General features: G+C 39.4%; 14 protein-coding genes. 11 read left to right on the top strand and 3 right to left on the bottom strand.

The features are described from left to right. Positions 1–31 precede the first annotated feature (31 nt). From hsrA to plsY, 3 genes are all read right to left on the bottom strand, one after another. Positions 32–706 (bottom strand): homeostatic response regulator transcription factor HsrA, encoded by a 675-nt coding sequence (gene hsrA / locus WCX87_RS09225; RefSeq protein WP_345979415.1) that lies wholly within the window; start codon positions 704–706, stop codon positions 32–34. Between the two features lie 102 nt (positions 707–808). Continuing rightward, positions 809–1135: a dihydroneopterin aldolase gene (locus tag WCX87_RS09220; protein WP_345979414.1), complete on the bottom strand. Its 327-nt coding sequence runs from the start codon at positions 1133–1135 to the stop codon at positions 809–811. Next, positions 1132–1746 carry a glycerol-3-phosphate 1-O-acyltransferase PlsY gene (gene plsY, locus WCX87_RS09215; protein WP_345981108.1) on the bottom strand — a complete coding sequence of 205 codons (615 nt, stop codon included), beginning with the start codon at positions 1744–1746 and terminating at the stop codon, positions 1132–1134. The genes WCX87_RS09220 and plsY overlap by 4 nt, the downstream gene beginning before the upstream one ends. Positions 1747–1857: 111 nt before the next feature. Between plsY and nadA the strand changes: the two genes are divergently transcribed. The 11 genes from nadA to WCX87_RS09160 all read left to right on the top strand — a co-directional run bounded on the left by nadA (position 1858) and on the right by WCX87_RS09160 (position 13053). Continuing rightward, a complete protein-coding gene (gene nadA / locus WCX87_RS09210) occupies positions 1858–2856 on the top strand; it encodes a quinolinate synthase NadA (protein ID WP_345979412.1) in 999 nt (332 codons plus the stop codon). After that, positions 2853–3668 carry a carboxylating nicotinate-nucleotide diphosphorylase gene (nadC, locus tag WCX87_RS09205; protein ID WP_345979410.1) on the top strand — a complete coding sequence of 272 codons (816 nt, stop codon included), beginning with the start codon at positions 2853–2855 and terminating at the stop codon, positions 3666–3668. Before nadA ends, nadC begins: the two co-directional genes overlap by 4 nt. 10 nt (positions 3669–3678) lie before the next feature. Continuing rightward, positions 3679–4734 (top strand): flagellar biosynthesis protein FlhB, encoded by a 1056-nt coding sequence (gene flhB / locus WCX87_RS09200; RefSeq protein WP_345979408.1) that lies wholly within the window; start codon positions 3679–3681, stop codon positions 4732–4734. A 14-nt stretch (positions 4735–4748) separates the two neighbouring features. Further along, entirely contained in the window at positions 4749–5690 is a 942-nt protein-coding gene (locus WCX87_RS09195) for a DHH family phosphoesterase (protein WP_345979406.1), read from the top strand. Continuing rightward, positions 5690–7060 (top strand): M23 family metallopeptidase, encoded by a 1371-nt coding sequence (locus WCX87_RS09190; RefSeq protein ID WP_345979405.1) that lies wholly within the window; start codon positions 5690–5692, stop codon positions 7058–7060. The genes WCX87_RS09195 and WCX87_RS09190 overlap by 1 nt, the downstream gene beginning before the upstream one ends. A gap of 86 nt (positions 7061–7146) precedes the next feature. After that, on the top strand, positions 7147–8031 hold the full coding sequence (gene lpxC / locus WCX87_RS09185) for a UDP-3-O-acyl-N-acetylglucosamine deacetylase (RefSeq protein ID WP_345979403.1): 885 nt from the start codon (positions 7147–7149) through the stop codon (positions 8029–8031). Beyond that, a complete protein-coding gene (locus WCX87_RS09180; protein WP_345979401.1) occupies positions 8024–8485 on the top strand; it encodes a hypothetical protein in 462 nt (153 codons plus the stop codon). The genes lpxC and WCX87_RS09180 overlap by 8 nt, the downstream gene beginning before the upstream one ends. An 11-nt stretch (positions 8486–8496) precedes the next feature. Continuing rightward, positions 8497–9378 carry a homoserine kinase gene (gene thrB / locus WCX87_RS09175; RefSeq protein ID WP_345979399.1) on the top strand — a complete coding sequence of 294 codons (882 nt, stop codon included), beginning with the start codon at positions 8497–8499 and terminating at the stop codon, positions 9376–9378. A 282-nt stretch (positions 9379–9660) separates the two neighbouring features. Beyond that, complete coding sequence (gene infB, locus WCX87_RS09170) at positions 9661–12267, top strand: translation initiation factor IF-2 (protein ID WP_345979397.1); 2607 nt, start codon at positions 9661–9663, stop codon at positions 12265–12267. After that, the gene (rbfA, locus tag WCX87_RS09165; RefSeq protein WP_345979395.1) at positions 12264–12629 is read left to right on the top strand and encodes a 30S ribosome-binding factor RbfA; all 366 of its coding nucleotides are present in this window, start codon (positions 12264–12266) and stop codon (positions 12627–12629) included. Before infB ends, rbfA begins: the two co-directional genes overlap by 4 nt. Then, positions 12619–13053 carry a ribosome maturation factor gene (locus WCX87_RS09160; protein WP_345979394.1) on the top strand — a complete coding sequence of 145 codons (435 nt, stop codon included), beginning with the start codon at positions 12619–12621 and terminating at the stop codon, positions 13051–13053. The genes rbfA and WCX87_RS09160 overlap by 11 nt, the downstream gene beginning before the upstream one ends. Positions 13054–13065 lie beyond the last annotated feature (12 nt).

Below are 13065 nucleotides of genomic sequence, written 5' to 3'. Positions count from 1 at the left end.
GACTTGGCCCCTTATGCATTTTATATAATAATTAGTTTACTTCTTTTGGAAAACAAAATCTATAACCACGACGACGTACAGTCTCGATAGTTGTGATTCCTAGAGGTTTGTCCATTTTTTGACGGATCTGATTGATCGCAACTTCGATAACGTTTGGAGTTACAAGTTCAGGTTCTTCCCAGATAGCGTCAAGAAGCTGCTCTTTTGATACGATCTGATCACGGTGGCGAGCCAAGTGAGTAAGTACTTCAAAAGGTTTCCCTTTAAGTTCTATCTCTTGCTCTTTATAGATGATCTTTTCCTCTTCAGGGTTGATCGTAAGATCTTCGATCTCGATGATCGAACTTCCGCCGAAACGAAGACGTGCTTCAAGACGAGCGATAAGGACATCAAAGTTAAACGGTTTGCGGATATAATCATCAGCACCCGCACGTAGAGCTTCTATTTCGCTCTCATCATCATCACGAGCAGAAAGCACGACTACAACAGTTTTCGGTGTATTTGTTTTGATGTTAGGGATGATATCTACACTATCACCGTCTGGTAACATCCAGTCCATTAATACTAAATCGTAGTTACGGATATCAAGGTAGTATTCACCATCTTTTAAAGTCTCTACAACATCACTTTGGTAGCCAAATTCTTTTAGCCCCTCTGCAAGCATTTTGTTTAAAGTAACTTCATCTTCTATAATAAGAATGCGCATATTTTAAGTTCCTATAAGCGAAAAATTTTGCGCAATGATAGCATACTTTTAGAAAAATTTAAAGTTTTTTTCAACTTTTTTTAAAATTTCTCTAATTTTAGATTAAGGATAGCTCTGAAAGTCGCTTACACTGACTGTGCAGTTTTCTAAGATCGAAGGTTTCGTGATCTTGATAAATAGTGAAGAGATATTTGGATATTTTTCTTTTAAAAGTGAAAAAAGAGTGATCAGTGCATCTTCGATCAGTTCGAACTTGCCTTCTTGCATAGTCGCTTTAATAAGCTCAGCGACATCTGCATAGTTGATAAAATCTGTCGTGAACTCATATACCAATTTAAGATTTATAATGACATCCTGCGGGGTTCTTCTTTCAAAATCGAGGATCCCGATGATGCATTTAAATCTAAAATCTTCTATATAGACTTTCAAATTACTCTTTTCTCTTTCCCTTGGATGATTCTGATGATATTCGGGATATGTTTATAAAACAGGATAAAACCTATCAGTATAACAGGTGCATGGGGCATATCAGGGTGTATATAAAAACTTGAGATCATAAGCGCTGTAAGACCTAAAAGTGATGAAGCTGATGAGATTCTAAGCGTTTTTGCAAAACCAAACCATACGACAAGAGCGATAACGGTCTCGATTGGGAGCATGAACATCATAACACCCATCCCTGTCGCTATCCCTTTTCCGCCTTCAAAGTTCAGGTAAGGGCTAAAACAGTGACCGATCACCGCTAATACTGCGATACCCCATAAAGTAGCTTCGCTAGCACCTAGAAAATGTCCTGCCGTTAAAACTACAACACCCTTAAGTGCATCAAGTGCAAGTGTAGCAGCACCCAGTTTTTTTGCTAAAGCCGGATTTGTCTCTTTAACGACACGAAGTACGTTTGTTGCACCGATGCTTCCACTGCCGCTTGATTTTACATCGACACCTGCAAAAAACTTAGCAAGTAAAAGTCCAAATGGAATCCCGCCGACAAGATATGCTGCTATAAAAAGTTCACCGTTTAAACTAAATAAAAAATCCATCATGGTTCGTAGTCCTAATATTAATAAATGAAAGCATACATATATTTTTATTATAAAGAGGTTATATAATTTGATATAATTGCAAAATTATAGATTTTTAGGATATTACAATTGAACTATACTACTGAAGAATTAAAACAGAAGATAAAAGAGTTAAAAGAGAAACTAAGCGTTACCGTCGTTGCCCATTTTTACCAAAGAGATGAAGTTTTTGAGATGGCGGATATCGTGGGAGATTCCCTTGAACTTGCGAAAAAGACACAAGCGGACGATGCAGAGTTCGTACTTTTTTGCGGAGTCGGTTTTATGGGACAAAGTGTTAAGGTACTCAGTCCTGAAAAGCGTGTCGTTATGCCAAAAGTGGCATGTTGTGCGATGGCTAGAATGATCGATACGCTTTATTTTGATGAATCTGTTGCATTTTTAGAGAAGAACGGGATCAAAAAAGAGGATGTACTGCCGATCACATACATCAATTCAAATGCCGATGTAAAAGCAAAAGTAGGTCAGATGGGCGGAATGGTCTGTACCAGTGCAAATGCAAAGACGATCATCACAAACGCTTTAAAAGAGGGGAAAAAGATACTTTTCGTACCTGACAGATGTCTGGGACAGAACATCGCTAACCAGATGGGACTTCAATCGATGGTAATCGGTCTTGGAGGCGATCCAAAAGAGGCGGACATCATCTGTTATGACGGTTTTTGTTCGGTTCATCAGCTCTTCAGCGTCGAAGATATCGAGTTTTACCGTAAAAAGTACCCGGGTATTTTAATAGCCGTACACCCTGAATGCGACCCGGCAATCTGTGACAAAGCAGATTTCGTCGGTTCTACTTCTCAGCTGATAAAATATATAACAGAACTGCCGGAAGATCAAAAAGTAGCTGTGGGAACAGAGTTCAACATGGTCAACCGTCTGCGTCCGAAAAATACTTATGTCCTTTCATCTACAAAACCGGAATGTCCTACTATGAACGAAACGACTTTAGAAGATGTGTACCTGACACTGAAATCGATCGAAGACGGTGCACCGATCAATGAGATATTTGTCGATGAAGACACGCAGTACTGGGCGAAAGTCGCACTAGAAAGAATGATGGCATTATGATAGAGGATTTTGTAAAAGCGACACTCGCTGAAGATGTCGGTCGCGGGGATCTGTACGCTCTGGTAGAGAGTTCGACTCCTGCGAGTGCGAAGATAATCGCAAAAAGCGAAGGGGTCGTTGCCGGACGTAAATATATAGATGTTTTGGCTAAACTAGAGGCATTTGAGATCGAATGGCTCAAAAGTGACGGCGAAGAGTTTGTAAAGGGTGATATCATCGCAAAGATAAAGGGCTCTTCACATACGCTTCTAAGATGCGAGAGAACACTGCTAAACATGCTTCTTCACGCAAGTTCGATAGCGACACTTACTTCAAAATATGTAAAGCTGATAAAGCCTTACGGTACAAAACTCTTAGACACAAGAAAAACGCGTCCGATGCTTAGAAATTTTGAGAAGTATGCGACAAGGACAGGCGGTGCGGTCAACCATAGAATGGGACTGGACGATTGTTTGATGCTCAAAGACACGCATTTAAAGACGATCAAAAACTTGAAAGAGTATATAAACACTGCAAGAGAAAAGATCCCTTTTACTTCTAAGATAGAAGTTGAAGCGGAATCGTTCGAGATGGCGAAAGAAGCGATGAATGCGGGCGCAGATATCGTGATGTGTGACAATATGACACCCGAAGAGATGAAAGAGGTCGTTGCATATAAAAAAGAGCATTTCCCATCAATCCTTTTAGAAGCAAGCGGAAATATCTCGCTTGAGACTATAGAATCATATGCAAAAACCGGTATAGATGCCATCAGCAGCGGTTCACTTATCCATCAGGCAAACTGGATAGATATCTCTATGAAAATGGACTAGGCACTAAAGCATGGCTGAAGACGCAGGCGAAAAGACAGAAGAACCCACCGCCAAGAAGATAGAGGATGCCAGAAAAAAGGGTAATGTCCCTAAAAGTCAGGACGCCTCTGGAGTCATCACTCTTTTTGTAGCTATTCTTGCTATCTTGATGCTTTTTAACTTTATGTCGGAGCATCTTGTATTTTTAGTGAAATACTTTTTTTCCATGCTTGGTACTGAGCTTACACGTGATACGCTTATGAATATAGCAATGGTCTCTATGAGAGAATTCTTGATCATAGTCATACCGCTTTCGCTCGTTGTCGCAATAGCCGGAGTTTTGGCAGCACTTGCCCAGTTCGGATTTTTGTTTAACAGTGATGCTATTGCCCCGAAGTTTGAGAAGTTAAATCCCATCAGCGGTCTTAAAAACCTTTTCTCTTTAAAGAAACTGCTTGAAGCAGTGAAGACGACATTTAAGTCTTTTACGACTTTAGGCATCGGTTTTTACTTCTTTTATATCTATACACAGGAACTTCCTACTGTCGCACTCTTTAATCTTCACGATCAACTTTCATGGATGGTTGAAAAAGCCATTATCTTAGCGCTTATCATGCTTTTTATTATCGGCGTATTTGCGATCATCGATCTTGTTATAGTAAGAAAGCAGTACTTTGATAATCTTAAAATGAGCAAGCAAGAGATAAAAGATGAGATGAAAAATATGGAAGGGGATCCGTTAATCAAGTCTAAAATTCGTCAGATCCAAATGCAGGCATCAAGAAAAAGGATGATGTCCGAAGTCCCGACAGCAGATGTCGTCGTGACCAATCCGACTCACTACGCTGTTGCGATCAAATATGATGAGAAAAAAAGCCGTGCACCTATTGTCGTGGCTAAAGGGATGAACCTTATGGCGGTTCAGATCAAAAAAATAGCACGTGAAAACCATGTCCATATAGTCCAAAATCCTCCGCTGGCAAGATCTCTTTATGCGCAAGTCGAGGTCGAACGCGAGATACCAGAAGAACTTTTTGCCGCAGTCGCCGAAGTTTTGGCGTATGTATATAAGATGAATAGAAAATAGCCTATAATTTCATTATGAGAAACAAAGATATAATAGAAGCGATCGAGAAAGCAAAGCATGTCGTAGTGATCTCGCATGTCAATCCCGACGCCGATTCATTAAGCAGTGCTTCTGCTGTTTATACTTATATGTTAAAATTGCACAAGAAGGTGTCATTTTTTTGCGCATCTAAGCATATTGACGAGAATTTGAAGTTCCTGCCTTGGCTTGATAAGATAAAAAACAGCTTTCCAAAAGATGCTGATCTGGCGATAAGTCTGGACTGCGGTTCATACTCAAGGCTCGGTGTAGAATTGGATATCGATCTTATAAACATCGACCATCATCAAAGTAATGATAACTACGGCAAGTACAATGTCGTAGATGCAGATGCGATAAGTACGACACAGGTCTTATATGACTTTTTTAAAGCAAATGAGATAGATATAAACCATAAGATGGCGACTGCTCTTTATGCAGGTCTCATCGATGATTCGTCTAACTTTTTAAGTCATAAGACAGATCATAGAGTTTTTGAGATGGCAAAAGATCTATGTCATCTGGGTGCAGATTCAAAATCGTGCAATCTATTTGTATCACAGCATATGTCCCTTTCGGCTTATCGTATAAAAGGTGCAATGATGCTGGATATGCAGCTCTACAATGATGGAAAGATCGCGGTTTTACATGTAGATCAAAAGATGATGCAGAAGTACGGAGCCAAGGCAAACGACTGTGAAGCCGCGCTTGAAGAGGCTTTGCACCTTCCGACGGTGAAGGTCGCGATCTTGCTGAGAGAAAATAAGAACCTGACACTTAAAGCGTCGCTGAGAAGCGATATGAGTATCGACGTAAACGGTATCGCAAGACATTTTGGCGGCGGCGGACATCCTCATGCGGCAGGATTTACACTGCCGGATAATGATATGCAAAAAGCGACACAAGAAATAATTACACTGTTAAAGGAAAGTATATAATGAGAAAAAAAAGAGATTCATCATCACTGTTAGTCCTGATATTTTTTATATCTATCATAGGCGGAGCAATATTTATATTCAACTCATCGATGTTTGAGAGGAATGCTCCTGTAGTCAAGTTGGATAATGATAAATATTGGAACCTGAAAGATCCTTTACATGTAAGCATAAATGATGATACGGGAGTAGTGTCATATAATATCACTCTTCAGGTAGATGATAAGACTTTTAACATAGCGGATGAAAAGTTTATCTCAAAAGAAAATAACATCTCTGTAGAAGTAAAAGCCCCTAAACAGTTGTATAGAATAAAAACAAACCGTGCGAAACTTATTATAAAAGCAAGAGATGCGAGTAAATGGGACTTTTTTAAAGGCAATGAGATCGTAAAAGAGTTTAATTTCATAGTCGATTCAAAAAGACCTGAACTAGTAAGTCTGGCAAACTCTTATGCTATTCAAAAAGGCGGTAGTGCAGTCGTTATATTTAAAGCTGCTGATGAACATCTAAAAAGCATTAAGATAGCAACAAACTTCGGTAAAGATTTCTTGGCACAGCCTTTTTACAAAGAGGGTTACTATATCTCGCTTATCGCATGGCCGATAAAACAAAGCAGTTTCAGAGCGACGATAGTCGTAGAGGATATGGCAGGAAACATCTCTCAAGAGTATGTTAGACTTTATCTGAAAGACAGAAAGTATAAAGAATCGCATATCACGCTTAAAGATAAGTTCTTAGACGGCAAGATCGCAGAACTAGCTAACGAGTTTGAAGAGACTGACGGAGTTGATGACAGAATCGAGAGATTTAAGATCATCAATGAAAAAGTACGTGCCAACAATGAAGCTTTAATCCATAAGATAACATCAAAAGTAGCACAGAATACGATGATCTCCAACTTTAGTATCAGACCTATGTATCCGCTTAAAAATGCTGCTCCTGTTGCAAGCTTCGGGGATCACAGGATCTATTCATACAAAGGTAAAATCGTCAGTGATGCCTATCATATGGGACTTGACCTTGCAAGTGTACAGATGGGACAGATCACGACTCAAAATCCGGGTCATGTCGTGTTTGCAAACTATAACGGTCTTTACGGGAATAATCCTATAATCGATCACGGACTAGGACTTTATACACTTTATGGACACTGCTCTAGCTTGTCTGTAAACGAGGGTGATAATGTAAAAGTAGGTGATGAGATAGCAAAAACAGGTATGACAGGTTATGCTATGGGCGATCACTTACATTTCGGTGTGCTGGTACAAGGCATCGAAGTCCGTCCTGAAGAGTGGATGGACAAGCACTGGATGAAGGTAAATATAGAAGATATTATTGCCGAAGCAAAGAAGATCATAGACAGACAATAGATTTTTTTCATAGCTTAAATAGGCTATAATGTGGAATATATATTGCTAACGTTGACTTAGCATTGAAGAAGACAGGATATAAGATTATGTATCAAACAACTATTAAAAAACCTGTTTCACTTGTTGGAATAGGATTACATCGCGGTAATCCGGTAAACTTGACGTTAGAGCCGCTTGAAGCCGGAAACGGTATCGTATTTGTCAGAAAAGATGTCGGTGTTTCTATCCCTCTTATCCCTGAGAACGTTGTGGATACGAAGATGGCTACGGTTATCGGGAAAGATGGACATTCGATATCGACTATCGAGCATCTTTTATCTGCAATATATGCATATGGTATAGATAATCTGAAGATAACTGTCGATTCTGATGAGGTTCCGGTCATGGACGGAAGCAGTGCAAGTTTTTGTATGCTTTTAGATGAAGCAGGGATTGCAGAACAGGAACTGCCAAAGCGTATAATGATCATAAAAAAAGATGTAGAGATCAAAGAGGGTGACAAGTATGTAAAACTTTCCCCTTCTAAGAATTTAAAATACGATTTTACGATCAAGTTCGCTCATCCTGTTATAGAAAATCAGGCATATGTGTTAGAGTTTAGTAAAGAGAACTATAAAAAAGAGGTGGCTCGTGCGAGAACATTCGGTTTCTTACATGAGGTGCAGTACTTAAGATCAAAAGGCTTAGCTCTTGGCGGTTCTTTGGAAAACGCTATAGTACTCGATGAGAAGAAGGTATTAAACCCTGAAGGGCTAAGATTCAGCGATGAGTTCGTCAGACATAAGATTCTTGACGCTATAGGCGATATGAGTCTTATAGGGATGAACTTTATCGGTAACTATGAAGCACTTGCGGGAAGTCATGACCTTAATCACAAGCTGACGCTAGAGCTCTTAAAAGACCCTGAAAACTATGAGATCGTAGATATCGTAGGCTCTACAGAGAAAGAATACGCAAAAGCTTATGCATAAAAAAGAGGTCGATCTAGTAGTACTCGCATTAAGTTCCCCCATAATGGCGGGAGTTTATGAAGACAAACAACTTATAGATTCAGTTATAACCGAGGAAAAAAGCTCGGAGATACTGCCTGTTATCTATGAGGAGTTGGAAAAAAAGTACGTGATCAAAAATATTTTTTACGCGAACGGTCCCGGTAGTTTTATGGCTATCAAGGTGGCATATATATTTTTAAAATCACTCTCGATCTTAAAAAATATACCACTCTTTGCAACAGATGCCTTTTATTTTAATAAAAATCAACCGATAAAAGCAGTTGGAAAGCTCTATTTTGTTAAAACTTCAACAGGGATTGAAACTAAAAAGTTTGACGATGTTATAATGTCGGATTTTAAGTTACCGGATTTTTTAAACTACAATGATTTTGATATTAACACAGCTCCCGAATACGGAATCGGTGCTGTCTGATAAGGAAAAAAGTGACTATTAGCGTACCAGCAACAAGTGCCAATCTTGGACCGGGATTTGATTCACTCGGCTTAGCCGTCGATCTTAGAAACGTGGTTGAGTTCCACCCGTCTAAATTTTTCAGTATTGCCATAAAAGGCGAGGGTGCGAACAACCCGAGACTAAAAGGAAACAACCTTTTTGTAAGTATCTTTAATGAGCATTATGAACGTCTGACAGAGAAGAAACAAAACTTTAAATTTACTTTTTATAATCAGATCCCTATGTCAAGAGGTCTTGGCAGTTCATCTGCAGTAATCGTAAGTGCTATATCTACTGCTCATGAAGCAGCGGGTGTAAGAGTCTCAAAGAGACGTATACTAAATCATGCACTGACATATGAGTCTCATCCGGATAATATCACTCCGGCGGTTATGGGCGGTTTCAATGCAGCGACTATTGAAAAAAATAAAGTATTTTCACAAAAGAAGCATCTGCCGGATTATCTTAAAGCAGTCGTCGTTATACCGAATAAACCGATCAATACATCAAAATCAAGAACGCTTCTGCCAAAATCTTACTCTAAAGAGAATGCAGTCTATAACCTTTCTCATACGGCAGTCACGGTCGCAGCATTTTTTAATGAAGATTGGGAGATGCTTCGTCTCGCTACTCAGGACAGGTTTCACCAAAAGATCCGTATGAAGATGATGCCAGAACTTTTTACGATACAAAAACTTGCATATGACAGCGGTGCTTTAATGAGTACGCTCTCAGGCAGCGGTTCGACATTTTTCTCAATGGTGTATGATCAAGATGCTGCGGCACTTACAAACAGATTTAAGCAAAAGTTTCCTGATTATGAGGTCAAATGTTTGGATTTTGATAATAACGGTCTCGTTGTAGAGCGTTAGTTTATAGAAAATTGAAGTAATATTAAGATATAATGCCGAAAATTTACAGCAATCCGACTCGAATGTGCATAACTTGCAGAAGTAGATTTCCGCAAGGTGAATTATTGCGTTTGAGATGTGTGGATAAGTCACTGCAACATTTTTCAAACAGCGGCAGAAGTTTTTATCTTTGTCATGAATGTTTGAAAAATGAGAATAAAGTCGTGAAGTCATTAATGCGGCAATGTAAAATAGGTGATATGGCAAGTTTGTCTAACCAGTTAAAGGAGATTATAGCTCAGAATGGAAAAAGTTAGAGTACACGAAATAGCAAAAGAACTTGGAGTTACATCTAAAGAAGTTGTTAAAAAAGCATCAGATATGGGTCTAGAATTAAAAACTGCTTCAAGTACAGTTTCTATGGAAGAGGCTGAGAAGATAGTAAACTATATTATGAACGGTGCTGAAAATGAAGCACCGCAAAAAGCAGCTCCTGTAAGCGATAAAGCTGAGGAAGTTAAAAAAGATGTTGAGGTTGAGTCTAAAAAAGCTCATAAACCGGAAACTCAAGAGAAGAAAGAGAAAGAGGAGAATGCTCCTCAAAAAACTAAAACAGAAGAGAATGCAGTTGAATCTTCTGAAAAAGAGACAAAAAAAGAAGAGAGAAAGATGCCTATTACTATGGCAGCTCCTGTAAAAACATCTGGATTAAAAATCGTTAAAAAGAAAAAGCCTAAGCCTGAAGACGATGTTAAACTAGACTCTCATGATGATAGTGCTTTAAAAGCTGTCTCTAACTATGGAAAAATGAGTGCTGAAGCCTTAGCTGAACTAAATTCTCGTAAAAAGAAAAATAAGCCAGCTACGCCAACGACAAATAAAAAACAGTCTGGCGGAATGAAACTGGATATCTTCGGTGAGAGTTTAAGTGAACTTTCTATGGATTATGATACGGATGAGGTTGTTCTTGTCGATCTTAATGCGACTCAGATGAATGAAGTGAAGGTCGAAGAACCTAAAAAACCAAAACCGCCGAAACCGATCGGAAGAAATTCAGGTAAAAAACAGGGCTCTAAACAACCTCGTAAAGTATCACGTGATAAACGTAAAAAGTATACAAAAGAGAAAGTCTCTGACGAAGTCGTGACTCATGTCGAGATACCTGAAGATATTCGTGTTTATGAGTTTGCAGAAAAGATCAACCGTCCGATGACGGATATCATTAAAGTTCTATTCGATCTTGGTATGATGATGACTAAAAACGATTTCCTTGGTAAAGACGAGATAGAGATTCTAGCAGAAGAGTTCGGAGTCGAAGTAACGACGATCGATCCAAAAGATGCATTTAACTACGAAGAAAGTTATGAAGAAGAGACAATCGAAGAGGATGGAAATCAAGTTGAACGTCCACCAGTCATTACGATTATGGGACACGTCGACCACGGTAAGACATCACTTCTAGATGCTATCCGCAGTGCTAAAGTGGCAGCTGGCGAAGCCGGCGGTATCACTCAGCATATCGGTGCATACACTGTAAAACAAAACGGTAAATGGATAACATTCTTAGATACTCCTGGTCACGCGGCATTTAGTTCTATGCGTCAACGCGGGGCAAATCTAACGGATATTATCGTTATTGTCGTTGCTGCAGATGACGGTGTAAAACCTCAGACTCTTGAAGCTATAAAAATAGCAAAAGACTCTGGTGTACCTATTATTGTCGCACTAAACAAAATGGATAAAGAAAATGCTAACCCTGACATGGTAAAAGGTCAGATGGCAGAACAAGGTCTTAATCCTGTTGATTGGGGCGGAGATATCGAGTTTATCCCTATGTCTGCGAAAAAAGGCGAAGGTATCGATGAACTTTTAGAAAACATTCTATTAACTGCTGAAGTCTTAGAGCTTAAAGCAAATGAAGAGACGAATGCTAAAGCTGTCGTTGTCGAGAGTTCTTTAGAAAAAGGTCGTGGACCGGTAGCTACTGTTATTGTTCAAAACGGGACTTTAAGAGTCGGTGATTATGTTGTCTGTGGTCAATCGTACGGACGTGTAAAAGCGATGATCGATGACAAAAAAGCACAGATAAAAGAACTGAAACCAAGTCATACGGCAGTGGTAGTAGGTCTGAATGAAGTTCCTGCTGCAGGCGAGACTATGATCGCGATGAACTCAGATAAAGAGGCACGTGAATATGCTCAAAAACGTTATGAGTATGAAAGACGTAAAGAACTTTCACACTCTACGAAAACAACGTTGGATGAGCTTACTTCACTTATCGCAGAGGGAAGACTTAAAACGCTTAAAATCGTACTTAAAACAGATGTTCACGGTTCTCTTGAAGCGATCCGCGGTGCTCTATCTGATCTTCGTAACGATGAAGTTAAAGTAGATATTATCTCTAGCGGTGTCGGCGGGATCACGGAAAATGACGTAGAACTTGTTGCAAACAGTGAGAACACTGCACTTCTTGGATTTAACGTACGTCCTACAGGTAGTGTAAAAGCTGCTGCAAAACAAAAGGGTGTCGATATCAGAACATACTCAGTTATCTACCAGCTGATCGATGATATCACCGGAATGCTTACAGGTATGATGTCACCTAAATTTACTGAGACAAATACAGGTCAGGCAGAAGTACGCGATACGTTCAAAATCCCTAAAGGCGGAATGGTCGCAGGATGTGTGGTCGTTGACGGTAAACTTGTACGCGGCGGACTTGTTCGTGTTATCCGCGACGGTGTCGTTGCATACGAGGGTGAACTTACATCACTTAAACGTTTCAAAGATGACGTTAATGAAGTCGGAAACGGTTATGAGTGTGGTGTTGTTATCAAAGGTTACGATGATGTTCAAGTCGGCGATGTAATCGAAACATTTACAAAAGTCGAGGAGAAGGTTTCTCTGTGACACAGCAAGAAATTAAAGTAAAAAGAACGGAGTCTATACTACAGGAACTTATTCCTGAAGCACTCAGTTCATTAAATGACGCAAGAATGCATGAACTTGACGTCATAGAGGTGAAATGTTCTCGCGGTAGAAGCGATGCAAAGGTTTATGTGGACCCTAGCATGTTTAACGATGAGGAAAAAGCTTTTTACGTGAAGCAGCTTAAAAAAGTCGCTCCGATAATAGAAGACTATTGTATGAAAGATCAGGGATGGTTCAAATCTCCGAAACTGACATTTGTATTTGATGATCAGTTAGAGAAAAGCCAAAGCATTGAAGATCTTTTTAAACGTATAGAAAAAGAGGGAAAACATGAGTCTTGAGAGCGATATCAAATCAATAGTAGAATCTGTCGGGTTGATGCTGTATGACACTGTGATCACAAGTGAATTCGGTGAGACGATCTTTAGAGTAAGCGTGAAAGATCCACAGAATAAAGGTGTAAGTCTGGACAGATGTGTAGAGATAACGCACCTTATCTCTCCTTTACTTGACGTTACTCCTCCTGTTTCAGGCGAATATAGACTTGAAGTTGGAACTCCCGGTATCGAGAGAAAACTTACGAAGTTAGAAAACTTTGAAAACTCTATCGGAGAAAAAGTAAGTATTACTTCAAGAGAGAAAGAGAAATTAAAAGGTACTCTGACAGCAGTTAAAGGTGATGAACTTTATCTGCAAATAGAGGGTGAAGAGGTCGTTGTACCTTTTAGCGACGTAGTAAAAGCGCGTACCTATTTTGAATGGTAATCGACGATAACT

The organism is Sulfurimonas sp. HSL3-2, assembly GCF_039645965.1.
GTDB classification, from domain to species: Bacteria; Campylobacterota; Campylobacteria; order Campylobacterales; family Sulfurimonadaceae; genus Hydrocurvibacter; species Hydrocurvibacter mobilis.
Note: the sequence above shows the minus strand (reverse complement) of the source record. Positions and strands in the feature narration are given on the sequence as shown.

Bases quoted from the DNA above. Each gene is read 5' to 3' on its own strand.
- lpxC (WP_345979403.1), top strand. From the start codon at position 7,147: ATGTATCAAACAACTATTAAAAAACCTGTTTCACTTGTTGGAATAGGA.
- hsrA (WP_345979415.1), bottom strand. From the start codon at position 706: ATGCGCATTCTTATTATAGAAGATGAAGTTACTTTAAACAAAATGCTT.
- WCX87_RS09195 (WP_345979406.1), top strand. From the start codon at position 4,749: ATGAGAAACAAAGATATAATAGAAGCGATCGAGAAAGCAAAGCATGTC.
- flhB (WP_345979408.1), top strand. From the start codon at position 3,679: ATGGCTGAAGACGCAGGCGAAAAGACAGAAGAACCCACCGCCAAGAAG.
- WCX87_RS09180 (WP_345979401.1), top strand. From the start codon at position 8,024: ATGCATAAAAAAGAGGTCGATCTAGTAGTACTCGCATTAAGTTCCCCC.
- infB (WP_345979397.1), top strand. From the start codon at position 9,661: ATGGAAAAAGTTAGAGTACACGAAATAGCAAAAGAACTTGGAGTTACA.
- plsY (WP_345981108.1), bottom strand. From the start codon at position 1,746: ATGGATTTTTTATTTAGTTTAAACGGTGAACTTTTTATAGCAGCATAT.
- WCX87_RS09190 (WP_345979405.1), top strand. From the start codon at position 5,690: ATGAGAAAAAAAAGAGATTCATCATCACTGTTAGTCCTGATATTTTTT.
- nadC (WP_345979410.1), top strand. From the start codon at position 2,853: ATGATAGAGGATTTTGTAAAAGCGACACTCGCTGAAGATGTCGGTCGC.
- WCX87_RS09160 (WP_345979394.1), top strand. From the start codon at position 12,619: ATGAGTCTTGAGAGCGATATCAAATCAATAGTAGAATCTGTCGGGTTG.